This is a genomic window from Streptomyces sp. NPDC046557 (genome assembly GCF_040645975.1).
In the GTDB taxonomy this organism is placed as follows: Bacteria; Actinomycetota; Actinomycetes; order Streptomycetales; family Streptomycetaceae; genus Streptomyces.
On the sequence record NZ_JBEYZH010000009.1, the window covers coordinates 108,295 to 131,960 of the forward strand.

Here is a 23,666-nt window from a genome sequence, read left to right on the forward strand (position 1 = left end):
CGGATCGGGGCGGGACAGCCCTAAGCGCTTGCTCACCCTCCGGTAAGGTGTTGGTTCCTACAAGCCGAAGAGGGTGAGCGAGCGATGGACAGTGCCGGCGCGGCCGAGACCGGCGGCTACCAGCCGTGGTCGGAGGTCACCCCCGACGCCGCCCGGCGACTCCTGGTCGCCGCCGTCGAGACCTTCGCGGCGCGCGGCTACCACGCGACCACCACGCGGGACATCGCCGCGCGCGCCGGGATGAGCCCGGCCGCCCTCTACATCCACTACAAGACGAAGGAAGAGCTGCTCCACCGGATCAGCCGGATCGGCCACGACAAGGCGCTGGAGATCCTGGAGACGGCCGCGGACCGCCCCGGGACCGCAGCCGAGCGCCTCGACGAGGCCGTGCGGTCCTTCGTGCTGTGGCACGCCGCGCACCACACCACGGCGCGGGTGGTCCAGTACGAGCTCGATGCTCTCGCTCCGGAGCACCGCTCCGAAATCATGGCGCTGCGCCGGCAGAGCGACGCCGCCGTCCGACGCATCCTCGCCGACGGCGTCCGGTCCGGGGAGTTCGACGTCCCCGACGTCCCGGGCACCACCCTCGCCGTGCTCTCCCTGTGCATCGACGTGGCCCGCTGGTTCAACGTCGCAGGACGGCGCACGCCCGACGAGGTCGGCGCGCTCTACGCCGACCTCGTGCTGCGCATGGTGACGGCGAAACCCTGACCGGCGGCCCCGCGCGTCCCGGCAGCCTCAGAAGTAGTAGCGGGACACCGACTCCGCCACGCACACCGGCTTCTCGCCGCCCTCGCGCTCGACCGTCACGGTCGCGGTGACCTGCACCCCGCCGCCCGCCTCCCGGACGTCGGTGACCACGGCGGTCGCGCGCAGCCGCGACCCGACCGGCACCGGAGCCGGGAAACGCACCTTGTCCGTCCCGTAGTTGATGCCCATCCGCATGCCCTCGACCCGCATGATCTGCGGCACCAGGCTCGGCAGCAGCGACAGCGTGAGGTAGCCGTGCGCGATGGTCGAACCGAAGGGCCCGGCGGCCGCCCGCTCGGGGTCCACGTGGATCCACTGGTGGTCGCCCGTGGCGTCGGCGAAGAGGTCGATGCGCTTCTGGTCCACCTCCAGCCACCCGCTCGGGCCCAGCCGCTCGCCGATACCGGCGCGCAGCTCCTCGGCGGACGTGAAGATCCTCGGTTCGGCCATGCCCTGCCCTGCCTCTCGCTGATCAAGCTAATAAGCGCTTGCTCAGCATGCTGGGACCGCCCGCCCCTGTCAACGCCCTCCGCCCCCGTTCCCCGGCCGCGCCGACTACTCTCGGGCAGGTGCCGCAGATTCCCGGAAACGTCCACGAACTCACGGTCGGCCAGCTGTCCGCGCGCAGCGGCGCCGCCGTCTCCGCGCTCCACTTCTACGAGGCCAAGGGCCTGATCAGCAGCCGCCGCACCTCCGGCAACCAACGCCGCTACACCCGTGACGCGCTGCGCCGAGTGGCCTTCGTACGCGCCGCACAGCGGGTCGGCATCCCGCTCGCGAGCATCCGCCAGGCACTGACCCGGCTCCCCGAGGAACGTACGCCCACCCGCGAGGACTGGGCGGCCCTCTCCGAGGCCTGGCGCACCGAACTCGACGAGCGGATCAAGCAACTGACCCGGCTGCGCGAGAACCTCTCCGACTGCATCGGCTGCGGCTGTCTGTCGCTGACGACCTGCGCGCTGTCCAACCCGGACGACGTCTTCGGCGAACGCCTCACCGGCTCCCGGCTGTCGCTGTAGCGGCGCGCCCCCACTCGCGGACGGCGGCCGCCACCAGCTCGGCGTTCGAGCGGGCCTGCCGCCCGTCCGGCAGCAGCAGCACATCCCCTACGCCGATGCGCACACCCGCCCCGTACCGCGCGGCCCGCCGCAGCACCGGCCACGCGGCCGCGTCCCGCCCGAACAGCGTCCACGGCACGGCCGGCGGCCACCGCAGCGCCGCCTCCAGCGCCTGACCCGCCCCCGCCGCCTCACCCACCAGCCGGACCCGCCCGGCGTGGCCCGCCGCCCAAGCCGCCGCGCCCGCCCAAGCCGCCTCCCACCCGACCCCGCCCGACGCTTGCGGCCCGCCCAGCCGGACCACCGCGTCCACCGCCGCCCCGCGCGCCAGCAGCGCCGACGCCAACTCCCGCGCCCCCGGCTCCGCCGAGCGCACCACCGCCCGCTCCGGCAGCACCGTCCACGACCGCACCCGCTCCAGTCGCCCCACCGGATCGGACTCCGTCGCCACGCTCACCGGCACGCCCAGCGGTACGCGAACCCCCGCGCCCCGCAACGCCTCCAGCACCGGCCCCACCACCCGGGGCGACAGGCTCTCCCGCCCGCACGGCGTCCGCGGATGGACCAGTACCTCCCGGGCCCCCGCGGCGACCGCCCCCAGCGCCGACTCCGCCAGCGCCCGCGGGGACACCGGCACGGCCGTCCCGTCACACGCGCCCCGCGCGCCGTTCAGCGCGACCTGGATCCGCGGCCCGTCCGCACCCCCCGGCCCGTCCGCACCCCCCCGCCCCGGCCGCCCCACCGCTCACGCCGCCGACGCCGGATACGCCGGCGCGTCCGCCAACGCCGGTCTGGGCACCACGATCCCGCAGCCCCCGCACACCGGCCCGTCCCACGCCCACGCCCCGGCCCACGGCCCGCGCGCGGACCCCATCGAGGACCAGTGCAACTCCTGTTCCCCGCAGACCGGGCACGACGTCCCCGGCTCCGACTCCAGCGCCTTCACCAGCCGCCGCAGCACCTCGCCCAACGTCCCGTCCGGCCGCACCCCCGGGTCCGCGCACCGCACCACCGCGTCCCCGCTGCCGCCCCACGCCCACTCCGGCCGGCGCAGCCCGTCGTGCTTCTCGCGCCGTCTGCGCTCCGCGAACTGGCGCTCGTACTCCAGCCAGACCGCCCGCGCCTCCTCCAACTCCTCCAGTGCCGCGACCAGCCGCCCCGGATCGGCCGCCCGGTCCTCGGGGGCGATCCCGTGCCGATCGCACAGGTGCCACCACGTCGCGCGGTGCCCGTACGGGGCGAACCGCTCCAGACAGCGGCGCAGCGAATGGCGCCGCAACGCACGGTCGTTGCGCCCATCACGCACCTGGTAGGCCAGACTCCGGAATCCCGCCATGACACCCTCACCTCCGCCGCGCCCACGCCCACACCGACGTCGAGACGCCGTACGAGGTGAACGTCGTCCTACGTCCCGACGTGCCCAACATGCCCGGAGGGACGCGGGCGCATGCGGGGCGGTCGAGGCGTGCGGGTGGCACATGGCCGGAAGTCAGCGCCCCATGCGCCCCGCCGCCACCACGATCCGGGCCAGTTCCTCGTGGCAGATGTCGCTGTGCGCCCCCGTCGGTGCCCCGCCCCTGCGCACCACGGCGCCCGCGTCCACGCTGACGCAACCGGACGTCGGCAGCCCGTCGCGCAGGGCCGCGGCCAGGGTCAGCCGGGGCGCGCCCGGCACCGCCTGTACGCCGTCGTGCCCGACCGCGCCCCACCGTTCGTCCAAGCCCAGGACACCGGCCGAATCGCCCGCCATCCGGGAGGCCAACGGGTAGAACACCTTGAGCGCGGTGTCGTAAGGCGAGTGGCAGGCGACCACCGGGCCGTCCACCATGCGCTGGAGGCCGTGCAGCATGCCGCCGCGGCTCTTGTCGTGGGGGAGGCGGTCGGTGAAGGCGTAGTGGGAGAAGGCGCCTTGGAGCAGGGTCAGGGACTTCACGTACCGGGCACTGCCGGGCACCGCCCGCAGGCAGAAGGACACCACCCGGCCGCCGAAGCTGTGCCCGATCAGGTGGACGCGCAGGGTCGGCCGGTGGGCGGCCAGTCGGGCCAGTACCGGTCCCAGCCCCCGCTCGCCGATCACTCCCGCCCGCTTCTTCATCTCGTAGTACGTGGCCTGGCGCAGCACTTCCTTGGCGCCTCCCCACAAGGCGCGCAACCCGCCGCCCAGGGACAGCTCCGCCCCGCCCGGCTCGCCCCCGGCCCCGCCCGCCGCCCCGCCCGCCTCGATCAGTGCCTCGGTGAAGCGGCGGCAGACGTCCAGGACGTCCTCGGTGAACATCGCCGGTACGTCCTCACCGCCGGCCGTGGACACCGAGGCCACCCCCGCCAACTCCCGGACCAGCGCCCCGAACTCGACGAACGCGGCCTCCGACTCCGGCCGGTCCTCCAGCAGTTCCGCGATCCGGTCGAGTTCCGTCCGCCGCCCCGGCCAGAACTGCCCGAGGGCCCGCCTGGTCCCGGGGTCCAGCGCCGTCCCGAGACCCGGCTCGGCGAGCGCGCCCGCGAGGCCGCGCGGGTCGAAGTCCGGTATCGGCTCGTCCGCGAAGCGGATCGAGGGCCAGAGGACCCCCGCGTACCCCAGCCGTACCTCCGGGCCCACCAGGCCCGGGAACGGTGCGAAGAACCGGTCGTAGAGCAGCGTCGAGGTGGTCGGTTCGCTGTTCCAGCCGTGCGCGAAGACCAGCAGGTCGGTGGCTTCCATCCCGTCGAGTGCGGTCCCGGTCCCCGGGGCGGGGTCCCCGTCCGCGTCGAAGACCAGCTCCGCGTACGGAGCCACCCCGACACCCGTTCCCCACGCCGCTCCACCCGACATGACGCCCCCTCCGGGTCCTGTCACCGCCGATCGGCATCCCGCGGCCCGGCCCGCCCGACCGATCCCGCGCCGACCCCGAACCCGATCCCGCTCTGCCTCACCGGTACAGGAGGTACCCCTCCCGGACCGCGGCGAACCGGGCCAGCCCCGCCGCCCAGTCGCCGGCGATCTCCTCCACCCCGGCTCCCGCGTCGACCATCGTCCGCACCCGGTCGGAACCGGTGAGCCGATCGATCCAGTGGTCCGGCCGCCAGGCGAACCCGCTCCACGTCCGCCGCGCGGTGACCAGCAGCCCGATCCCCGCCCGCACCGGATCGAAGGCCGCGCGGTCGTGCACGAGCAGCCGGACCCCGCCGCACACCTTCCCGGCGTGCTTGGAGGAGACCGGCGTGAACCACGCCTCCCGGAACCACACCCCGGGCAGGCCCAGCGCGTTCGCCGCCTGCGCCCACCTGCGGTCCACGCCCTCCGCGCCCAGCACCTCGAAGGGTGTCGTCGTGCCCCGCCCCTCGGACAGGTTGGTCCCCTCGAACAGGCAGGTGCCCGGGTAGACGAGGGCGGTGTCCGGGGTCGGCATGTTGGGGCTCGGCGGCACCCACGGCAACCCCGTCTCCCCGAAGAAGGAGCCCCGGTGCCAGCCCGACATCGGTACGGTGCTCAGCGCGAGGGAGCGGCCGGTCGGGAACTCCCCCTGGAACAGCAGCGCCAGTTCGGCGACCGTCATGCCGTGCGCCAGCGCGATGGGCTCGCGGCCCACGCCGCTCGCGTACGGCCGTCGGAGCACGGGCCCGGACGCCCGGAGGCCGCCGATCGGATTGGGCCGGTCCAGCACCACCACCGCCTTGTCGGCGAGCGCGGCGGCGCGCATGCAGTCGTACAGGGTCCAGATGTACGTGTAGAACCGCGCGCCCACGTCTTGGATGTCGAAGACGACCGTGTCGATCCCGGCCGCCGTGAACACGTCCGCGAGGGCCTGACCGCTCTTGCCGTACGTGTCGTACACGGGCAGTCCGGTGGCCGGGTCCCGTGCGGAGCCCTCGGAACCACCCGCCTGCGCCGTCCCGCGGAAGCCGTGCTCGGGCCCGAACACGGCGACCAGGTCGACCCGCTCGTCGCCGCGCAGGACATCCACGAGGTGGCGGGCGTCCGCGGTGAGACCCGTCGGGTTGGTGACGACCCCGATCCGCTGCCCCGCGAGCGCCCGGTAGCCGTCGGCCGCGAGCCGCTCGAACCCCGTACGCACCCGCCCCGGCGCGGCGACCGCGCTCCCCGCCGTCACCGTGACCCCCGCCGTTCCCACGGCGCCCGCCAGTCCCAGCACTCCGCGTCGTGACAGCGTCATCCGCACAAGCTAGGCCGAGGCCCCCTTCCGATTCGACATACCGACTGGTTAGTCTGCCGGGATCGGCGATACCCCGGCAGCGGCGAAAGGCATTCCCGTGAGCGCGTACCAGGACCAGCGAGTCGTCGTCACCGGCGCGGGCGGCGGCATCGGGGCGGCTCTCGCCCGGCGTTTCGCCGCCGAGGGGGCCACCGTCGTGGTCAACGACCTCGACCCGGCGAAGGCCGCCGCCGTGGCCGAGGGGATCGGCGCCCGCGCGATCGCGGTCCCCGGCGACGCCTCGGCCGTCGTGGAGCGGGCCCGCGAGGCCCTCGGCGGCACGGTCGACGTCTACTGCGCAAACGCCGGGCTCGCCTCGGGCGGCGACGCCCTCGTCGACGAAGGAGTCTGGGAGGCCGCCTGGGACGTCAACGTCATGGCCCACGTCCGCGCGGCCCGCTCCCTGCTGCCGCAGTGGCTGGAGCGCGGCAGCGGGCGCTTCGTCTCCACCGTCTCCGCCGCCGGACTGCTGACCATGATCGGGGCGGCCCCGTACAGTGTCACCAAGCACGGCGCCCTCGCCTTCGCCGAATGGCTCTCGCTGACCTACCGCCACCGCGGAGTCCAGGTCCACGCGATCTGTCCGCAGGGCGTGCGCACGGACATGCTGACCGCCGCGGGATCGGCGGGCGAGCTCGTCCTGGCGCCGACCGCGATCGAGCCGGAAGCGGTCGCGGACGCCCTGTTCGACGGCATGGAGAAAGGCCGGTTCTTGATCCTCCCGCACCCGGAGGTGGCCGACTTCCACGCGGCCCGCGCCACCGACCCCGACCGCTGGCTGTCCGGCATGAACCACCTCCAGCAGAAGTGGGAGGCCCGGTGACCGCGAGCCCCCGCTACGCCGACCGGCCCTGGCTGGGCCGCCTCACCGCCGCCCAACGGGCCCCCGTCACACCCCCGCCCAGCGTGCTGCACGCCTTCCGCGCGGCCGTCGCCCGCGCCCCCGGCCGCCCCGCGCTCGCCTACTTCGACGGCCGGCTCACCTACGCCGAGACCGACGCGCTCTCCGACTCGGTCGCCGGACACCTGGCCGACCGCGGCATCCGCCGCGGCGACCGGGTCGCGGTCATGCTCCAGAACACCCCGCACTTCGTGCTCGCCGTACTGGCCGCCTGGAAGGCCGGGGCGGTCGTCGTCCCGCTCAACCCCATGTACAAGGCGGGGGAGGTCGGGCACATCCTGCGCGACTCCGGGGCCGGCGCGCTGATCTGCGACGCCCGCGCCTGGCCGGCGTACCTGCGCGAAGCCGCCCGGGGGAGCGCCGTACACACCACCCTCACCGCGCACGACACCGACTTCCAGACCCGTGACGACGTACGGGTCCTCACGCCCGGCCGCCGGCCGGGGACGACCGCCCTCCCCACGGTCCCGCGCCAAGGCCACCCGCACGCGCCCGCCCCGGCCGGCGCCGGCCGGGAACAGGACGTCGCCGACCTCACCACCGTCGCCCGCCGGGGCCGCCCGGCCCCGCCCGACCCCGACCTCACCGCCGCCGACACGGCCCTCATCAGCTACACCTCCGGCACCTCCGGCCGGCCCAAGGGCGCCATGAACCCGCACGGCGCCCTCACCCACAACGCCGTCCGCCAGGTCACCGGCCATCCCGTCCCCGAAGGCGCCGGTTACTTCGCGCTCGCCCCGCTCTTCCACATCACCGGCATCGTCTGCGAACTGGCCGCGTGCGTCGTCAACGCGGGCACCCTCGTCGTGGCCCACCGCTTCGACGCCGGCGTCGTCCTCGACGCATTCCTCGAACACCGCCCCGCCTACGCCGTCGGGCCGGCCACCGCCTTCATGGCCCTCGCCGCCCACCCCGCCGCCACCCCAGACCACTTCGCCTCCTTCCGGGTGCTCTCCTCCGGCGGCGCGCCGCTCCCGCCCGCGCTCGTCGAACGCCTGCGCGCCGACTTCGGCTTCTACCTGCGCAACGGCTACGGGCTCACCGAGTGCACCGCCCCCTGCGCCTCCGTACCGCCCCACCTGGAAGCCCCGGTCGACCCCGTCTCCGGCACCCTGTCGGTCGGCGTCCCGGGCGCCGACACCGTCGTGCGCATCCTCGACGAGCAGGGGGTCGAAGTCCCCTTCGGCGAGACCGGCGAGATAGCCGTCCGCGGCCCCCAGGTCGTACCCGGCTACTGGAACCTGCCCGACGACACCGCGAAGGCGTTCCCCGACGGCGAACTGCGCACCGGGGACGTCGGGTTCATGGACCGCGACGGCTGGCTCTACGTCGTCGACCGCAAGAAGGACATGATCAACGCGTCCGGCTTCAAGGTATGGCCGCGCGAGGTGGAGGACGTGCTCTACACCCACCCCGCCGTACGCGAGGCGGCCGTGGTCGGCGTCCCCGACCCCTACCGCGGGGAGAGCGTCAAGGCGTACGTCAGCCTGCGGCCCGGCGCCTCGGCCGAGCCCGAGGAACTGTCCGCGTACTGCGCCGAACGCATCGCCGCATACAAGTACCCGCGCCAAGTGGAGATCCTGCCTGTCCTTCCGAAGACGACCAGTGGCAAGATCCTGCGACGGGAACTGCGCGAACGCGGCTGAAAACAGTCGGACGGTCGCACCACGCCCCGACGGGCGAGGGAACAGAGAGGAAGGCGAGCGCCATGGCCGCCAGAACCACCACGGAGCCGGAGGGCGCCGCCCGGGAGACCCCGGTGCCGCAACGGCTGCTGGCCGTCGCCACCCGGCTGTTCGCCGAACGCGGCTACGACCGCACCTCCGTCCAGGAGATCGTCGAGGCGGCCGGGGTCACCAAGGGCGCGCTCTACCACTACTTCGGTTCCAAGGACGACCTGCTGCACGAGGTGTACGCGCGCATGCTGCGGCTCCAGCAGCAGCGCCTCGACGTGGTGGCCGATTCCGACGCGCCGGTCGAGGAACGGTTGCGCGCCGCCGCCGCCGACGTGGTCGTCACCACCATCGAGAACCTGGACGACGCGGCGATCTTCTTCCGTTCCATGCACCAGCTGAGTCCGGAGAAGTTCAAGCAGGTGCGGGCCGAGCGCCGGCGCTACCACGAGCGCTTCCGCGCGCTCGTCGAAGAGGGCCAGCGCGCGGGCGTGTTCTCCGACGCCACGCCCGCCGATCTGGTGGTGGACTACCACTTCGGGTCCGTGCACCACCTGTCCACCTGGTACCGCGCCGACGGCCCGCTCACGCCGCAGCAGGTCGCCGATCACCTGGCCGACCTGCTGCTGCGCGCGCTGCGCCCCTGACCCGGAGGGGCCCGTACGAGCCCGCAGGAGTCCGGCGGTACCGCGCTCGCTCAGCGGTACCGCTTCAGCTCCCGGTGCGCCAGCGAGCGCTGGTGCACCTCGTCCGGGCCGTCCGCCAACCGCAGGGTTCGCGCCGCCGCCCACAGTTCGGCCAGCGGGAAGTCCTGGCTCACCCCGCCCGCGCCGTGCAACTGCACCGCGTCGTCCAGGATGCGCACCACCGCGCGCGGGGTCGCGATCTTGATGGCCTGGATCTCGGTGTGCGCCCCCCGGTTGCCGACCGTGTCCATGAGCCAGGCCGTCTTGAGGACCAGCAGGCGCAGTTGCTCGACGGTGACCCGGGCGTCCGCGATCCAGTTCTGCACGACGCCTTGTGCGGCCAGTTCCTTGCCGAAGGCGGTCCGGCCGATCGCGCGCCGGCACATCAGCTCGATCGCCCGCTCCGCCATGCCGATCAGCCGCATGCAGTGGTGGATCCGGCCCGGCCCGAGCCGCGCCTGGGCGATCGCGAAGCCGGACCCCTCCTCGCCGATCAGGTTCGCCGCCGGGACCCGGGCTCCGTCGAAGACGACCTCGGCGTGACCACCGTGGTCGTGGTCCTCGTACCCGTACACCCGCATCGCGCGCCGGACCTGCACGCCCGGCGTGTCCCGCGGCACCAGGATCATCGACTGCTGGCGGCGCGGGTCGGCGCCGTCCGGGTCGGTCTTGCCCATGACGATGAAGACCTTGCAGTCCGGGTTCATGGCACCCGAGATGTACCACTTGCGGCCGGTGACGACGTACTCGTCTCCCCCCGCGGAACGCTCGATGCGGGTCTCCACGTTGGTCGCGTCCGAGGAGGCCACCTCGGGCTCGGTCATCGCGAAGGCCGACCGGATCTCCCCGGCCAGCAGCGGCTCCAGCCACTGCTTCCTCTGCTCCTCGCTCGCGAACTGCGCGAGCAGCTCCATGTTGCCGGTGTCGGGGGCGGCGCAGTTGGTCGCCATCGGCGCCAGGTGCGGGCTGCGGCCGGTGATCTCCGCCAGCGGGGCGTACTGGAGGTTGGTCAGTCCGGCGCCGTACCGCACGCCGGGCGTGCCGTGCTGGTCTACGAAGAAGAGGTTCCACAGGCCCTGACGGCGCGCCTCGGCCTTCAGTTCACCGAAGACGGCCGGGGTGTCCCAGGGCGAGGCCAGCCGTGCGCGCTGCTCGGCGGCGACGGGTTCCGCCGGGTAGACGTACTCCTCCATGAACGTGGAGAGCCGTGCGCGGAGTTCCTCGGTACGGGCGTCGAATGCGAAGTCCATGCGGGTGCCTCAGCCTTCCTGGAGGGTGTTCAGGCCGTGTTCGATGAAGACCGGGACGAGTTCGCCGATCCGGTCGAAGCCCGCGCCGACGGTCTGGCCGAGCGTGAAGCGGTAGTGGATGCCCTCCAGGATCACCGCGAGCTTGAACCACGCGAACGCCGTGTACCAGGAGATCGCCCCGGTGTCCCGGCCCGAGCGGGTGGCGTAGCGCTCGATCAGCTCGGCGGGCGAGGGATGGCCGGGCGCGCCGCTCGTCGTGCTGACGGGGGAGTCGGTCAGCCCGAGGTCGGCGCTGTACATGGCGAGCAGCCCGAGGTCGGTCAACGGGTCGCCGAGCGTGGACATCTCCCAGTCCAGCACCGCCCGGATGGTGTCGTCGGGGCCGCCGATCAGCACGTTGTCGAGCCGGAAGTCGCCGTGCACCACGGTGGGGGCGGGGGAGTCGGGCAGGGCCCGGCCGAGCGCGCCGTGCAGTTCGTCGATCCCGGAGAGGTCCCGGCCCCGGGAGGCCGCGAGCTGCTTGCCCCAGCGGCGCAGCTGCCGGTCGAGGAAGCCCTCGGGGCGGCCGAAGTCGCCCAGACCCACCGCCTCCGGGTCCACCGCGTGCAGGTCGACGAGGGTGTCCACCAGGCCGAGGACGGCCCGGCGGGTGCGCTCGGGTCCGAGGGCGGCGAGCTGGTCGGCCGTCCGGTAGGGGACCCCGTCCACGTACTCCATGACGTAGAACGGCGCCCCGAGCACCGCCTCGTCCTCGCACAACAGCACCGGTTCGGGCACCGGCACGGCCGTCCCGTGCAGGGCCCGGATCACCCGGTGTTCGCGCCGCATGTCGTGCGCGGTGGCCAGGACGTGGCCGAGCGGCGGGCGCCGCACGACCCAGCGGGCGGACCCGTCGGTGATCACGTACGTGAGGTTCGACCGGCCGCCCTCGATCAGTCGGCCGCTCAGCTGCCCGGCCACGAGCCCGGGGCGCGCCACGTCGAGGTGGCCGCGCAGCCGGTCCAGGTCGAGGCCCCGTGGGCCGGCCGGCGGCGGGGCGGGTGCTGAGGTCATGGGGCGCACCTCCGTGCGGAGTGGACGACGGTGGGACGGACGGGAGCCATCATGCCGACCAGTCGGTATGCCGTCCAGTGTCCCGGGTCGGGAAATGGCGCGGCGCGGGCCCCGGACACCCCCGCGGCCCGCGCGTCAGGCCGCTTCAGGCGTGGCAGAGTATCGGCGTCCCGCCGTTCATCACGGTCATGTCCTTCAGCACGGCCAGGATGTCCAACGGCGCCCCCTCGGGCTCCCCGGCCAACTCCGCGTAGGCCCGGTGCAGGTTCGCCACCAACCGCTCGCTCTCCCGCCAGGCGGCGAACTCGCCCAGCTCGGCCTCCCGCGCCACCTCCAACGGGGTCAGTCCCTTCGCCCGTCCCTCCCGGGCGAGTTCGACGACGTGGCGCAGGTACCGCTCGGTGGCGTCGTACGCCGACGCGTCCGTCAGCGGCCCGTGGCCCGGTACGACGGTCTCCGCTCCCAGCGAGCGCAGCAGCTCCAGCGCCCGCAGGGACCCAGCCAGCGAGCCCATCGCGAGGAACGGGGTGCCCTCCGCGAAGACCAGGTCCCCCGTGAAGACGACCCGCTGCCGGGGCAGCCAGACGATCGAGTCCCCGGTGGTGTGCGCGACGCCCGGGTGGATGACCCGGACCTCGGTCTCCCCGACGTGCAGGATCATCCGGTCGCTGTACGTGAGGGAGGGGGCGGTGATCTCTATGGCGCCGAAATCGGTCGCGGGCCAGATCATCTCCAGCTGGTGCCCGGCCGCGAGCTGCTCGGAGCGCGCGTTGTCGTGCCCCAGGACCAGCGCCTCGGGGGTGAACACGCCGTTGCCGTAGGTGTGGTCGCCGTGGTGGTGGGTGTTCACCACGGTCCGCGGCAGCGGTACGCCGGCCGCCACGACCGCGTCCCGCAGGGCCAGCGCCCGGCGCTCGGTGGCGGCGGTGTCGATGAGCAGCGTCCGGCCGCCGTCGCTGACGAACCCGGCGTTGTTGAGACACCAGCCGCCGTCCGGCTGCACGTAGGCGTACACGCCGGGCGCCGGCTGGACGAGGTACGGCTCATCGATGGTCATGCGTGCTTCCCCCGGGGTCGCTTGACAGCAAATCAGCATCCTGCCGGCCGTCGCGGCGCCGGGGGAGGGCGGGGTCTACCTGCCGACGGCCGGGTCAGTGGTCGTCGTAGTGGCCCTCGTGCTCGGCGTGCCGGTGCCCGTCGTGCAGGTAGTCGACGTGGTCGCCGTGGGGCACGCTCTCGTGTCCGCACGCGGGGCCGTGCTCGTGTCCGTGGTCCTCGTGCGCCGTGTGTCCCCGGGTCTCGCACTCGTCCCAGTGCCCCGAGTGCTCCCGGTGCAGATGGCCGTCGTGCGCGTAGTCGACGTGGTCGCCGTGGAGCACGCGGGGGTGGCCGCAGTCGGGGCCGTGTGCGTGCTCGTGCAGGGGGTGTTCCTGGTGGAGGGTCGTCATGGCCCCGACGTTAGTGCGGATCATCCCCATATGTCCGGCGCGTCCCCGATGGCGCGGAGAAGGCGGATCATCCGACCGTCCGATCAGGTGATCACCGTCGCGGCGAACGCCGCCAGCGCCACCACGCACAACACCGCCCCCAACGCCACCCGCGGCGCCAGCACCGGCGGACGGCGCGCCTCCAACTCCCGGATCCGCCGGTGCGCCACCCCCAGGAACGCCAGCCACACCAGTACGATCACGGCCGCCCCGCCCACCTCCAGGGGCGCACCCGATCCGCGCAGCGCCTGGCGCAGCGCGAGGAGCGCCGCCACCGAACAGGCCAGCGTCGTACGCCGCCACGCCAGCCGGGTCCGTTCCGGCTGGAGCCCCGCGTCCCGCCCCTCGTCCGGCCCCGGCCCCGGCACCGCCCTCACCGCCCGTTCGTCAGGCCCAGCAGGACGACCACCACCATCGCCCCCGCGACCAGCCCCACCCCCAGGCCCATCACCAGCGGGAACCGGGACACCGGCAGGTCCACGCCCCGCCGCATCGCCCGCTCGCACCGCATCCAGTGGTTCACCGCCCGCAGCGCACAGGCCGCCCCCACCGCCAGCAGCGCGAAGGCCATCCCGACCCGCACCCCCCACCGCAGGTCCGGCAGGAACTGGTCCACCGCGAACCCGGCGCCCACCAGTGCCAGCGCGGTCCGGATCCAGGCCAGGAACGTCCGCTCGTTGGCCAGCGAGAACCGGTAGTCCGGGGTCTCGCCCTCGTCCTTCAACCGCTGGGGGGCAAACCAGAGGCGCACGTCCTTGACCAAGTCGATCACCCGGTCAATCTACTGGCGCCGCCCCTCGCGCGCGCAGCCGCCGGTACGCCTCCAGCCCGTCCGGCACCCACGCCCAGGCGCCCTCCGCCACCCGCTCCGCCAGTTCGTCCTCCGACAGCCACGTGTGCCAGGCCACCTCGGACTCCTGCGGACGCACCGGCAGCTCACACCGCACCTCGTGCACATACGACCACCAGGCGCCGCCCGGCCCCTCGTAGAGGAATTTGAACAGCGGCCGCGGCTGCTCCAGCCCCCGCACCCCCAACTCCTCCTCCGCCTCGCGCAGCGCCGCCCGCGCGTAGTCCTCCCCGGCACCCAGCACCCCGCCCACGAACATGTCGTAGTGCGAGGGGAAGACCAGCTTGGAGGCGGTCCTGCGGTGCACGAAGACCCGCCCCGCCGCGTCCCGGGCCCGCACGAACACGCACCGGTGGATCAGGCCGCGCGCGTACACCTCACCGCGCGGCGCCCGCCCCGTCACCCGGTCGTCCCGGTCCACCACGTCCAGTACCTCATCGGCAGCGCTCACACGATCCATCCAACACCTCTGTTGACGGGTTACCGGTCCGTAGCAAAGGATCTGCCCCACCACCGACCAAGGACGGGCAGCCCATGACGTACGACGCAGACGTGATCGTGATCGGAGCCGGACTCGCGGGTCTCGTGGCCACCGCCGAGCTCGTCGACGCGGGCCGCAAGGTCATCCTGCTCGACCAGGAGCCCGAACAATCGATCGGCGGCCAGGCGCACTGGTCCTTCGGCGGCATGTTCTTCGTCGACTCGCCCGAACAGCGCCGGATGCGGATCAAGGACAGCCGCGACCTCGCCCTCCAGGACTGGCTCGGCACCGCCGGCTTCGACCGCGAGGAGGACGCCTGGCCGCGCCGCTGGGCCGAGGCGTACGTCGACTTCGCGGCCGGGGAGAAGCGGCCCTGGCTGCACGCCCAGGGCGTCCGTTTCTTCCCCGTCGTCGGCTGGGCCGAACGCGGCGGCTACGACGCCGGCGGCCACGGAAACTCCGTGCCCCGCTTCCACATCACCTGGGGCACCGGCCCCGGCCTGGTGGCCCCGTTCGAACGCCGGGTCCGCGCCGGCGTGGCCGGCGGCCTGGTCGAACTGCGGTTCCGCCACCGCGTCACCGGCCTCTCCCGCACGGCCGGCGCGGTGGACACGGTCAGCGGCGAGATCCTGGAACCCTCCGACGCCGTACGGGGCTCCGCGAGCGGCCGGGAGAGCATCGGCACCTTCTCGCTGCGCGCCCAAGCGGTGATCGTCACCAGCGGCGGCATCGGCGGCAACCACGACCTCGTCCGCGCCCAGTGGCCGGAGCGCCTCGGCACCCCGCCCGAGCGGATGCTGTCCGGGGTCCCGGCCCACGTCGACGGCCTCATGCTCGGCATCGCCGAGGAAGCCGGGGCCAGCCACATCAACAAGGACCGGATGTGGCACTACACCGAGGGCATCGAGAACTGGGATCCGATCTGGGCCCGGCACGGCATCCGCATCCTGCCCGGACCGTCCTCGCTCTGGCTCGACGCCACCGGCAAACGGCTGCCCGTTCCGCTCTTCCCGGGCTTCGACACGCTCGGCACCCTCGACCACATCATGAAGACCGGCCACGACCACACCTGGTTCGTGCTCAACCAGCGCATCATCGGCAAGGAATTCGGCCTCTCCGGCTCGGAACAGAACCCCGACCTCACGGGCAAGTCGGTCCGCGACGTCATAGACCGCGCCCGACAGGCCGTGCCCGGCCCGGTCAAGGCGTTCATGGACCGCGGTGCGGACTTCGTCGTGGAGCGGGACCTCGCCTCGCTGGTGCGCGGCATGAACGCCGTCACCAAGGAGAACCTGCTGGACGAGGCGACCGTCCACGAGGCGGTCGTGGCCCGCGACCGGGAGATGGCCAACCCGTTCTCCAAGGACGCCCAGGTGACCGCGATCCACGGAGCGCGCAAGTACCTCGGCGACCGGCTGATCCGCACCGCCGCGCCGCACCGCATCCTGGACCCGAAGGCCGGCCCGCTGATCGCCGTCCGGCTGTCCGTCCTGACCCGCAAGTCCCTCGGCGGCCTGGAGACCGACCTGTCCTCCCGGGTGCTGACCGCCGCCGGCGAGCCGCTCCCCGGCGTGTACGCGGCCGGCGAGGCGGCGGGCTTCGGGGGCGGCGGAGTCCATGGCTACCGCGCCCTGGAAGGCACCTTCCTCGGCGGCTGCGTCTTCTCGGGCCGCGCGGCGGGCCGCGCCGCGGCCAAGGCGGTGGCCTGACCGCCCCGCGCCTTCCCTCCCAGGCGCCCCCTGCGCCGCCGACCGGGAGGGCCCGTACGGGGAGGGCCGACGCGGGAATGCCCGTGCCCGGGCGCCTGTACGGGGATGCCCGCCCGGTATCACCCGTACCGCCACGGCCCGTACGGCCGCCCCCGCACGGGTACCCGGGCGAGGCACTCCGCGTACCGACGCCCTACCGCCCATCGCCGCGCTCCCGTACGGTGATCGCCCGCGCGGCACCGCCCGTACCGGGAGTGCCCGCGCGGGGCGCCCGTGGGGCAGGTCGGCACGGGTGCCCCAGGCGGCGCACTTGGCGTACAGCCGCCCCGCGGCCCGCACGCCGACCGCCCGCGCGGCACCGTCCGTACCGGAGTGCCCACCCGGGGATGGCGGCCCGTGCAGCACCGCCCGTACGGGAAAGCCCGTACGGCAGTTCCCGCATGACCCCGGGCGAGGGGCTTCGCGAACCGACGCGCTGCCGCACCGCCCGCCCGGACCGCGCAGGGGCCCGAGAGGCACCGCGCCGACCCGGGATCGCCATTCGGCCACTGACCCTCGGACGCTTCCTTTCGCCGGCGCGCCGCCCGGGCCCGCGCCAGGCGGCCCCGGCGCTTCCGCGCCCGTCACCTCGACGACAGCCCCCGGACAGCCGGCCGGGCCCGCTCCCGGCGTCTGTGGGGCCGCCGCGGGCGGCGCCGGGCCTCGCGGTCGCCACGCGTACCGCGTTCGCGCCGCCACGGTCTTCGCGCAGGTCGCCGCACCCGCCGCAGCCCCCTCGCGGCGCGGCCCGGGCAGAGCGGACCGGCCCCCGGAAGGAGCGTCGCCGGTCGCCGAGGGGCCATCGCGGACGGCCCCCGGCCGACGCCGCGACGGTACGGTCAAACCGGAACAAGCGCCTCAACTCTCCCCTGGTGCCATGCACTTGAAACCCGCCACGCCCCGGGCTGGACCTTGACGCGGAGCTGTGCTCACCGGTTTGCTGTGCGTGATCATCCGGTCGTCGACCGGCGCGATCCAGCCGCACCACCCACACCAACCGCACCACCCGGGCCACTTCAGGCCCACCGCATCACCGGCACCACCCCGAACCGTCCCCGCGCGTGCTGCCCGCACGCCGTCCACCCGCGTCCGTGTCCAGGAGGGAACCCGCGGATGTCCCCGCCTCCGCCGCCCCTCGGCCGCGCCCGCAAGCGGGACGCCCAGCTCTTCGACCCCGCCCTCTGCGACGCCGAACTCGTCGACGTCCGCGCCCAGTTCACCCAGGGCCGGTGGGCCAAGGCCCGCTCCCTCCTGGTCGCCACCGGCGACGACTGGGACCGCCGCGGCCACCGCGTCGTCGTCCTCGCCCAGACCCCGGCCGCCACCGCCTGGGCCCGCGAATGGCTGCTCGCCGAACCCGAGAGCGCCGACGCCGCCACCCTCCTCGCCTGCGCCGCCGTGTTCACCGCCCTGCGCCGCAAGGGCGCGCCCGAGGCCGCCGACGAGGCATGCCGCCGGGCCGCCGCGCTGCTCCCCGCCGACCCCACGCCCTGGCTCGGCCTGCTCCTCCTCTCCCGCGCCTTCGGCACCGAAGAAGAGTTCAGCCGCCACTTCGACCAGGTGCGGGCCCGCCACCGCGAGCACCACCACGCCCACCACCTCATGGTCGCCAAGCTCGCCGAACGCAACCCCGCCGCCGGGCACGACCCGCTCCACGAGGTCTACGACTTCGCCGCCTGGGCCGCCGAGGAGTCCCCGGCCGACTCACCGCTCGCCGTGCTCCCCGTCATCGCACACGCCGAGCGCTACCGCGTCCTCGCCGCGATCCACGGCCGCAGCCCCGAGGCGGCCGCCGCGCACTGGTCCGGCCGCCGGGCCCGCCAAGTGCTCCGCTCGGCCTTCGACTGGTGGCTGGAATGGGAGCGCGAGGACCACCCCCGCAACCGGGTCGACCTCAACTTCCTGGCCCACGCCAAGCTCTGCGAAGGCCGCCCCGCCGAGGCCGCCGCCCTCTTCCACCGCATCGGCAGCCACGCCACCCGCGCCCCCTGGTCCTACCCCGACCTCGACCCGCACAAGGCATTCCTCGCCGCGCGCAGCGCCGCGCTCGGCACCGCTTGACCCCTCGGGGATCCCCCGGTCCCCGACGTCCCCCGGCGTCCCCGACGCCACCGCACTTCCCGAAAGGACACCCGCCATGCCGACGGGCAGATCCACCACGCTCACCGACGCGTCCGAGATACGGACGTACAAGGGCCAGGACCGGGCCCTGCGCGCCGACCGGCTCGGCACCGCCGGCCTGCTGCTCTCCGTGCTCGCCGCCAGCGCGCCCCTGATGGTCGTCGCCGGCGTCATGCCCACGATCTTCGGCGTCATGGGGATCGTCGGCCAGCCACTGCTGTACGTAGTCCTCGGCGCCGTACTCGCCTTGTTCAGCGTCGGCTACGCCGAGATGAGCCGTCACGTCCACAACGCCGGTGCCTTCTACGCGTACATCGCCCGCGGTCTGGGCCCCACCGCCGGCTCGGCGGCCTCCTTCGTCGCCCTCATCGCGTACAGCGCCATGCAGGTCGGTGTCTACGGCATCCTCGGCTTCGAGATCTCCGGCCTCTTCGCCACCTACCTCGACGTCGAGCTCGCCTGGTGGGTCCCGGCCATGATCGCGGTCGCGGCGACCGGCGCGCTCGGCTGGCTGAAGATCGACCTCAACGCCAAGGTGCTCGGCGTCCTGCTCCTCATCGAATGCGTCCTCGTCGTCGTCTTCGACCTCGCAGCCCTCGGCAAGCCCGGCCCCGAAGGGCTCTCGCTGCACGCCTTCGACCCCTCGACGCTCGGCGGAGCCGGCCTCGGCACCGCCCTGTGCTTCTGCATCGCCGCCTTCGTCGGCTTCGAGCAGTCCCCGGTCTACGCCGAGGAGACCAGCAAGCCGCACATCGTCGTCTCCCGCGTCATGTTCCTCGCCGTCGGCTTCGTCGCCCTCTTCTTCGCGCTCAGCGCCTGGGCACTCACCGTCGCCACCGGACCCGGCGACGTCGTCAAGGCGTCCGCCGAAGCGGGCCCCGGCCTGCTCTTCCAGCTCACCGAGAGCCGCCTCGGCACCGCCTTCACCGACGTCCTGCACGTCCTGTTCGTCACCGGCATGTTCGCGGCCATGCTCAGCTTCCACAACGTGGTCGCCCGCTACGCCTTCGCCATGGGCCGCGAGGGCCTCCTCCCGGCCCCCTTCGGCCGCACCAACGCCGGCACCGGCGCCCCCGCCACCGGCTCGCTCCTGCAGACCGGCATCGCCGCCGTCGTCGTCCTCGCCTTCGCGGTGACCGACGACAAGCCGGCCGGCGACCCGACCGCACCCGTCCTGCACCTGTTCACCTGGATGGGCAGCGTCGGCGCCCTCGGCGTGACCCTCCTCATGGCCGCGGCCTCCTTCGCCGTGATCGCCTTCTTCGTCCGCCGGGGGACGGCCGGCGCCCAGGTCTGGCGGCTCGTCGCGGCCGGCGCCGCGGGCCTCGCCCTGCTGTTCATCGCGGTCTACACCGTCAAGGACTTCACGGTCCTGGTCGGCGCGGAGGAGGGCTCCGCCCTCAGCTGGGTGCTGCCCGGCATCATCGCCGTCGCCGCGCTCGCCGGCCTGGTACACGGCCTGCTGCTGCGCTCCCGCCGCCCCGAGGCGCACGCCCGGATCGGGCTGGGCAACGAGGCGTTCCGCCTCGACCAGGCGGCGGAGTCCGCCCCGCGCGCCTGACCGAGGCACACCCCTTTCGAGCGCCTACGAAGCCCCCGGCACCCCTTTCCATGGTCGCCGGGGGCTTCGGCGCACATGAACGTGTTTTTGGCGGGCAGCCGAGCCTCATGGTCTCCTGGGGCCACCAACCCTCCGGACCGCGGCACAGGTGAGACCACCCAGCTCCCCTGCGTGGCGGCCGGGACCTGCCTGTCCCACCCACGAAGGCGAAGTCATCCCATGAGTGACAGCACCTTGGCCAAGGCCCCCAGCCCGCCGTCTTCCCCGCACGTCGACGCCGGCGACGAGGGCTACAGCAAGGACCTCAAGTCCCGCCACATCAACATGATCGCGATCGGCGGGGCGATAGGCACCGGCCTGTTCCTCGGCGCCGGAGGCCGGCTCGCCGGCGCCGGACCCTCCCTCGCGATCGCCTACGCGGTGTGCGGGATCTTCGCCTTCTTCGTCGTCCGGGCCCTCGGCGAGCTGGTTCTCTACCGCCCGTCCTCCGGCGCCTTCGTCAGCTACGCGCGCGAGTTCATGGGCGAGAAGGGCGCCTACGCGGCCGGCTGGCTCTACTTCCTGAACTGGTCGACCACCACGGTCGCCGACATCACCGCCGCCGCCACCTACGCCCACTTCTGGGCGATGTTCACCGATGTCCCCCAGTGGGTGCTCGCCTTCATCGCCCTCGCCGTCGTCCTCACCGCGAACCTGATCTCGGTGAAGTACTTCGGCGAGATGGAATTCTGGTTCTCCCTGGTCAAGGTCGCCGCCCTGGTCGTGTTCCTGGCCGTCGGGATCTACCTCGTCGCCACCGGCCACCCCATCGACGGCCACACCCCGGGCCTGTCCTCGATCACCGACAACGGCGGGATCTTCCCCGTCGGCATGCTCCCGATGCTCCTGGTCATCCAGGGCGTGGTCTTCGCCTACGCCTCCGTCGAGCTGTGCGGGGTAGCCGCCGGCGAGACCGAGAACCCCGAGAAGATCATGCCGAAGGCGATCAACTCGATCATGTGGCGCGTGGGCCTTTTCTACGTCGGCTCCGTCGTCCTGCTCGCGCTGCTGCTCCCGTACACCGCGTACTCGGCCGACCAGAGCCCGTTCGTCACCGTCTTCGACAAGCTCGGCATCCCCGGCGCCGCCGGCGTCATGAACCTGGTCGTCCTGACCGCCGCGCTCTCCAGCCTCAACTCCGGCCTCTACTCCACCGGCCGCATCCTGCGCTCGATGGCCATGTCCGGCTCCGCGCCCAAGTTCACCGGCCTGATGAACAAGGGCAAGGTCCCCTACGGCGGTGTCCTGTTCACCGCCGCCTTCGGCGTCGCCGGCGTCGCCCTGAACGCCTACATGCCGAAGGACGCGTTCGAGATCGTCCTCAACTTCGCCTCCCTCGGCATCCTCGGCACCTGGGCGATGGTCATGCTCTGTTCGCTGCACTTCTGGCGCCGGGCCAAGCAGGGCCGCGTGGAGCGCCCCGCCTACCGGCTGCCCTGGGCCCCGTACACCCAGATCGTCACGCTGGCGTTCCTGCTCACCGTGCTCGTCCTGATGTGGTGCGACGGCGGAGTGGGCCGCACCACGGTCCTCTTCGTACCGGCCATCGCCGCGGCCCTCGTGGGCGGCTGGTTCCTGGTCCGCGGCCGCGTCGCCGCGATCGCCGCCGCGCGCGACTGACCACCCCGCCACGACGAAGGACCCCGCCGAGGCGGGGTCCTTCCGCGTTCCGGGGGGCGACGGACCGGCCCCGCGCCCGATCGGCCCGGAAACGCAGAAGACCCCACATGACGTGGGGTCTTCTCGCTGGTGTCCGAGGGGGGACTTGAACCCCCACGCCCGATAAAGGGCACTAGCACCTCAAGCTAGCGCGTCTGCCATTCCGCCACCCGGACAAGGTGTCTGTCTCGCGGCCCTGCGGCCGTTCCGACGTGGAAAACATTACCAAACATTCCGGGGCCCTCGATCACACCCCCGGTGACCGGGGAACGCCCTTGGGGACGGCGGCCCGGGGCGGGAGGATGGGGGAGGCATTCGGTACCGATCAGTGGGAGGAACACGTGAGCGAGTCGAGCGCGGGCAGGACCGTCTCCGGTGAGGACGAGGTCGTCGACCTCTGCCGGGACCTCATCCGGATCGACACCAGCAACTACGGGGACCACTCGGGCCCCGGCGAGCGCAAGGCGGCCGAGTGGGTCGCGGAGAAGCTGGCCGAGGTCGGGCTGGAGCCGCAGATCTTCGAGTCGCACAAGGGACGGGCCTCGACGGTCGCCCGCATCGAGGGGGAGGACCCCTCGCGTCCGGCGCTGCTGATCCACGGGCACACCGACGTGGTTCCCGCCAATGCCGCCGACTGGACGTACGACCCCTTCGCCGGTGAGATCGCCGACGGGTGCCTGTGGGGGCGCGGCGCAGTCGACATGAAGGACATGGACGCGATGACGCTGGCCGTCGTCCGCGACCGCATGCGCAGTGGCCGCAAGCCCCCGCGCGACATCGTCCTCGCCTTCCTCGCCGACGAGGAGGCGGGCGGCGTCTACGGGGCCCGGCACCTCGTCGACAAGCACCCCGGCCTCTTCGAGGGCGTCACCGAGGCCATCGGCGAGGTCGGCGGTTTCTCGTTCACCGTCAACGAGAACCTCCGCCTCTACCTGGTGGAGACCGCCCAGAAGGGCATGCACTGGATGCGGCTCACGGTGGACGGCACCGCCGGTCACGGCTCCATGACCAACAACGACAACGCGATCACCGAACTGTGCGAGGCCGTGGGCCGACTCGGACGCCACCAGTGGCCGGTCCGGGTGACCAAGACCGTTCGATCCTTCCTCGACGAACTCTCGGACGCCCTCGGAACCCCGCTCGACCCCGACGACATGGACGCCACGCTCGCCAAGCTCGGCGGCATCGCCAAGATGGTGGGCGCGACGCTGCGCAACTCGGCCGCCCCGACGATGCTGGGCGCCGGCTACAAGGTCAACGTCATCCCCGGCCAGGCCACCGCGCACGTCGACGGTCGTTTCCTGCCGGGCTACGAGGACGAGTTCTTCGCCGACCTCGACCGCATCCTCGGCCCGCGCGTGAAGCGCGAGGACGTGCACGCCGACAAGGCCCTGGAGACCGACTTCGACGGGAAGCTCGTCGACGCGATGCAGGGCGCGCTCACGGCGGAGGACCCGATCGCCCGAGCGGTCCCCTACATGCTCTCGGGCGGCACGGACGCCAAGTCCTTCGACGACCTGGGCATCCGCTGCTTCGGCTTCGCGCCGCTCCAACTGCCGCCCGAGCTGGACTTCGCGGGCATGTTCCACGGAGTGGACGAGCGGGTCCCGGTGGACGGGCTGAAGTTCGGTGTTCGCGTACTGGACCGATTCATCGACAACGCCTAACGCCCTGGAATCGCGAAGGTGTGCGGATTCCACTGAGAAGAGTGAATGCGCTCATACGCTCGTAGCCCTGGTGATCCCTCCTCGTTACAGGTGGTGCGGTCCGCGGCTGGGACCGCACTTGCCTACTAGGAGGAACAATGCTCAAGAAGGTTGTCGCCGCTGCGGCTGCTACCGGTGGTCTGGTTCTCGCGGGTGCGGGCATGGCCGCCGCCGACGCGGGCGCCCAGGGTGCGGCCATCGGCTCCCCCGGCGTCCTGTCGGGCAACGTCGTTCAGGTCCCGATCCACGTCCCGGTCAACGTGTGCGGTAACACCGTCAACGTGATCGGCCTGCTGAACCCGGCCTTCGGCAACACCTGCGTCAACGGCTGACGCGTCTGAAGTGCTTGGCCCCGGAACGCACTCCAGCGTTCCGGGGCTGCCGGGCTTTCGGGCCCGCTTCTTCTTTCTATTCGGCGTCGCGGGCGGGGGAGCGTGTACGGCCTGTACGCCG

23 protein-coding genes and 1 tRNA gene are annotated in these 23,666 nt (G+C 73.1%); 11 read left to right on the top strand and 13 right to left on the bottom strand.

What is annotated here, in order from left to right; all coding sequences use genetic code 11:
• The first annotated feature begins 84 nt into the window (after positions 1-84).
• On the top strand, positions 85-711 hold the full coding sequence (locus ABZ934_RS18520; protein ID WP_361314082.1) for a TetR/AcrR family transcriptional regulator: 627 nt from the start codon (positions 85-87) through the stop codon (positions 709-711).
• 27 nt (positions 712-738) lie between these two features.
• Here the strand turns inward: ABZ934_RS18520 and ABZ934_RS18525 are convergent, their stop codons facing one another.
• Positions 739-1,200 carry a MaoC family dehydratase gene (locus ABZ934_RS18525; protein ID WP_361314085.1) on the bottom strand — a complete coding sequence of 154 codons (462 nt, stop codon included), beginning with the start codon at positions 1,198-1,200 and terminating at the stop codon, positions 739-741.
• A gap of 119 nt (positions 1,201-1,319) precedes the next feature.
• Between ABZ934_RS18525 and soxR the strand changes: the two genes are divergently transcribed.
• Positions 1,320-1,769, top strand: coding sequence for a redox-sensitive transcriptional activator SoxR (gene soxR, locus ABZ934_RS18530; RefSeq protein WP_361314087.1), 450 nt, complete (start codon positions 1,320-1,322; stop codon positions 1,767-1,769).
• On the opposite strand, the gene ABZ934_RS18535 is transcribed toward soxR, so the two are convergent.
• The 4 genes from ABZ934_RS18535 to ABZ934_RS18550 form a co-directional block, all read right to left on the bottom strand.
• Positions 1,744-2,550, bottom strand: coding sequence for a 3-keto-5-aminohexanoate cleavage protein (locus ABZ934_RS18535; protein ID WP_361314090.1), 807 nt, complete (start codon positions 2,548-2,550; stop codon positions 1,744-1,746). The two genes, soxR and ABZ934_RS18535, sit on opposite strands and share 26 nt — an antisense overlap.
• Positions 2,551-2,553: 3 nt before the next feature.
• Positions 2,554-3,144 (bottom strand): hypothetical protein, encoded by a 591-nt coding sequence (locus ABZ934_RS18540; protein ID WP_361314093.1) that lies wholly within the window; start codon positions 3,142-3,144, stop codon positions 2,554-2,556.
• 153 nt (positions 3,145-3,297) lie between these two features.
• Positions 3,298-4,617, bottom strand: a complete 1,320-nt coding sequence (locus tag ABZ934_RS18545; RefSeq protein ID WP_361314096.1) for a serine-threonine protein kinase — start codon at positions 4,615-4,617, stop codon at positions 3,298-3,300.
• A 97-nt stretch (positions 4,618-4,714) separates the two neighbouring features.
• Entirely contained in the window at positions 4,715-5,959 is a 1,245-nt protein-coding gene (locus ABZ934_RS18550) for a DUF1343 domain-containing protein (RefSeq protein ID WP_361314099.1), read from the bottom strand.
• Between the two features lie 91 nt (positions 5,960-6,050).
• Here ABZ934_RS18550 and ABZ934_RS18555 point away from each other — a divergent pair, with 91 nt between their 5' ends.
• The 3 genes from ABZ934_RS18555 (at position 6,051) to ABZ934_RS18565 (ending at position 9,219) form a co-directional block, all read left to right on the top strand.
• Complete coding sequence (locus ABZ934_RS18555) at positions 6,051-6,821, top strand: SDR family oxidoreductase (RefSeq protein WP_361314350.1); 771 nt, start codon at positions 6,051-6,053, stop codon at positions 6,819-6,821.
• Positions 6,806-8,545, top strand: a complete 1,740-nt coding sequence (locus ABZ934_RS18560; protein ID WP_361314102.1) for an AMP-binding protein — start codon at positions 6,806-6,808, stop codon at positions 8,543-8,545. The genes ABZ934_RS18555 and ABZ934_RS18560 overlap by 16 nt, the downstream gene beginning before the upstream one ends.
• A 62-nt stretch (positions 8,546-8,607) precedes the next feature.
• Entirely contained in the window at positions 8,608-9,219 is a 612-nt protein-coding gene (locus tag ABZ934_RS18565; RefSeq protein ID WP_361314104.1) for a TetR/AcrR family transcriptional regulator, read from the top strand.
• A 50-nt stretch (positions 9,220-9,269) separates the two neighbouring features.
• Here ABZ934_RS18565 and ABZ934_RS18570 read toward each other — a convergent pair whose 3' ends face one another.
• From ABZ934_RS18570 to ABZ934_RS18600, 7 genes are all read right to left on the bottom strand, one after another.
• A complete protein-coding gene (locus ABZ934_RS18570) occupies positions 9,270-10,508 on the bottom strand; it encodes an acyl-CoA dehydrogenase family protein (RefSeq protein ID WP_361314106.1) in 1,239 nt (412 codons plus the stop codon).
• 9 nt (positions 10,509-10,517) lie between these two features.
• Positions 10,518-11,561: a phosphotransferase family protein gene (locus tag ABZ934_RS18575; RefSeq protein ID WP_361314109.1), complete on the bottom strand. Its 1,044-nt coding sequence runs from the start codon at positions 11,559-11,561 to the stop codon at positions 10,518-10,520.
• A gap of 145 nt (positions 11,562-11,706) precedes the next feature.
• Positions 11,707-12,618, bottom strand: coding sequence for an MBL fold metallo-hydrolase (locus ABZ934_RS18580; RefSeq protein WP_361314111.1), 912 nt, complete (start codon positions 12,616-12,618; stop codon positions 11,707-11,709).
• Positions 12,619-12,712: 94 nt separating this feature from the next.
• Positions 12,713-13,009, bottom strand: coding sequence for a hypothetical protein (locus ABZ934_RS18585; RefSeq protein WP_361314114.1), 297 nt, complete (start codon positions 13,007-13,009; stop codon positions 12,713-12,715).
• Between the two features lie 83 nt (positions 13,010-13,092).
• Positions 13,093-13,425 (bottom strand): DUF202 domain-containing protein, encoded by a 333-nt coding sequence (locus ABZ934_RS18590; protein WP_361314117.1) that lies wholly within the window; start codon positions 13,423-13,425, stop codon positions 13,093-13,095.
• Entirely contained in the window at positions 13,422-13,820 is a 399-nt protein-coding gene (locus tag ABZ934_RS18595; RefSeq protein ID WP_361314120.1) for a DUF202 domain-containing protein, read from the bottom strand. Before ABZ934_RS18595 ends, ABZ934_RS18590 begins: the two co-directional genes overlap by 4 nt.
• A 4-nt stretch (positions 13,821-13,824) precedes the next feature.
• The gene (locus ABZ934_RS18600) at positions 13,825-14,358 is read right to left on the bottom strand and encodes an NUDIX domain-containing protein (RefSeq protein ID WP_361314122.1); all 534 of its coding nucleotides are present in this window, start codon (positions 14,356-14,358) and stop codon (positions 13,825-13,827) included.
• Positions 14,359-14,432: 74 nt separating this feature from the next.
• Between ABZ934_RS18600 and ABZ934_RS18605 the strand changes: the two genes are divergently transcribed.
• The 4 genes from ABZ934_RS18605 (at position 14,433) to ABZ934_RS18620 (ending at position 21,468) form a co-directional block, all read left to right on the top strand.
• Positions 14,433-16,088, top strand: coding sequence for an FAD-binding dehydrogenase (locus tag ABZ934_RS18605; protein WP_361314124.1), 1,656 nt, complete (start codon positions 14,433-14,435; stop codon positions 16,086-16,088).
• A 1,152-nt stretch (positions 16,089-17,240) separates the two neighbouring features.
• Positions 17,241-18,188: a hypothetical protein gene (locus ABZ934_RS18610; RefSeq protein ID WP_361314127.1), complete on the top strand. Its 948-nt coding sequence runs from the start codon at positions 17,241-17,243 to the stop codon at positions 18,186-18,188.
• A 76-nt stretch (positions 18,189-18,264) separates the two neighbouring features.
• The gene (locus ABZ934_RS18615; protein WP_361314129.1) at positions 18,265-19,809 is read left to right on the top strand and encodes an APC family permease; all 1,545 of its coding nucleotides are present in this window, start codon (positions 18,265-18,267) and stop codon (positions 19,807-19,809) included.
• A 219-nt stretch (positions 19,810-20,028) separates the two neighbouring features.
• Positions 20,029-21,468 (top strand): amino acid permease, encoded by a 1,440-nt coding sequence (locus tag ABZ934_RS18620; RefSeq protein WP_361314132.1) that lies wholly within the window; start codon positions 20,029-20,031, stop codon positions 21,466-21,468.
• A 127-nt stretch (positions 21,469-21,595) separates the two neighbouring features.
• Here the strand turns inward: ABZ934_RS18620 and ABZ934_RS18625 are convergent.
• Positions 21,596-21,683, bottom strand: a tRNA-Leu gene (locus tag ABZ934_RS18625).
• A 165-nt stretch (positions 21,684-21,848) separates the two neighbouring features.
• On the opposite strand from ABZ934_RS18625, the gene ABZ934_RS18630 reads away from it, so the two are divergent.
• Positions 21,849-23,174 carry a M20/M25/M40 family metallo-hydrolase gene (locus ABZ934_RS18630; protein ID WP_361314135.1) on the top strand — a complete coding sequence of 442 codons (1,326 nt, stop codon included), beginning with the start codon at positions 21,849-21,851 and terminating at the stop codon, positions 23,172-23,174.
• A gap of 137 nt (positions 23,175-23,311) precedes the next feature.
• A complete protein-coding gene (gene chpH, locus ABZ934_RS18635; protein WP_361314137.1) occupies positions 23,312-23,545 on the top strand; it encodes a chaplin ChpH in 234 nt (77 codons plus the stop codon).
• Positions 23,546-23,666 lie beyond the last annotated feature (121 nt).

Excerpts from the sequence above, each read along its gene's own strand:
- ABZ934_RS18520 (WP_361314082.1), top strand. The coding sequence starts at position 85 with ATGGACAGTGCCGGCGCGGCCGAGACCGGCGGCTACCAGCCGTGGTCG.
- ABZ934_RS18525 (WP_361314085.1), bottom strand. The coding sequence starts at position 1,200 with ATGGCCGAACCGAGGATCTTCACGTCCGCCGAGGAGCTGCGCGCCGGT.
- ABZ934_RS18540 (WP_361314093.1), bottom strand. The coding sequence starts at position 3,144 with ATGGCGGGATTCCGGAGTCTGGCCTACCAGGTGCGTGATGGGCGCAAC.
- ABZ934_RS18545 (WP_361314096.1), bottom strand. The coding sequence starts at position 4,617 with ATGTCGGGTGGAGCGGCGTGGGGAACGGGTGTCGGGGTGGCTCCGTAC.
- ABZ934_RS18550 (WP_361314099.1), bottom strand. The coding sequence starts at position 5,959 with ATGACGCTGTCACGACGCGGAGTGCTGGGACTGGCGGGCGCCGTGGGA.
- ABZ934_RS18565 (WP_361314104.1), top strand. The coding sequence starts at position 8,608 with ATGGCCGCCAGAACCACCACGGAGCCGGAGGGCGCCGCCCGGGAGACC.
- ABZ934_RS18570 (WP_361314106.1), bottom strand. The coding sequence starts at position 10,508 with ATGGACTTCGCATTCGACGCCCGTACCGAGGAACTCCGCGCACGGCTC.
- ABZ934_RS18575 (WP_361314109.1), bottom strand. The coding sequence starts at position 11,561 with ATGACCTCAGCACCCGCCCCGCCGCCGGCCGGCCCACGGGGCCTCGAC.
- ABZ934_RS18580 (WP_361314111.1), bottom strand. The coding sequence starts at position 12,618 with ATGACCATCGATGAGCCGTACCTCGTCCAGCCGGCGCCCGGCGTGTAC.
- ABZ934_RS18585 (WP_361314114.1), bottom strand. The coding sequence starts at position 13,009 with ATGACGACCCTCCACCAGGAACACCCCCTGCACGAGCACGCACACGGC.
- ABZ934_RS18600 (WP_361314122.1), bottom strand. The coding sequence starts at position 14,358 with ATGGATCGTGTGAGCGCTGCCGATGAGGTACTGGACGTGGTGGACCGG.
- ABZ934_RS18605 (WP_361314124.1), top strand. The coding sequence starts at position 14,433 with ATGACGTACGACGCAGACGTGATCGTGATCGGAGCCGGACTCGCGGGT.
- ABZ934_RS18610 (WP_361314127.1), top strand. The coding sequence starts at position 17,241 with ATGTCCCCGCCTCCGCCGCCCCTCGGCCGCGCCCGCAAGCGGGACGCC.
- ABZ934_RS18615 (WP_361314129.1), top strand. The coding sequence starts at position 18,265 with ATGCCGACGGGCAGATCCACCACGCTCACCGACGCGTCCGAGATACGG.
- ABZ934_RS18620 (WP_361314132.1), top strand. The coding sequence starts at position 20,029 with ATGAGTGACAGCACCTTGGCCAAGGCCCCCAGCCCGCCGTCTTCCCCG.
- chpH (WP_361314137.1), top strand. The coding sequence starts at position 23,312 with ATGCTCAAGAAGGTTGTCGCCGCTGCGGCTGCTACCGGTGGTCTGGTT.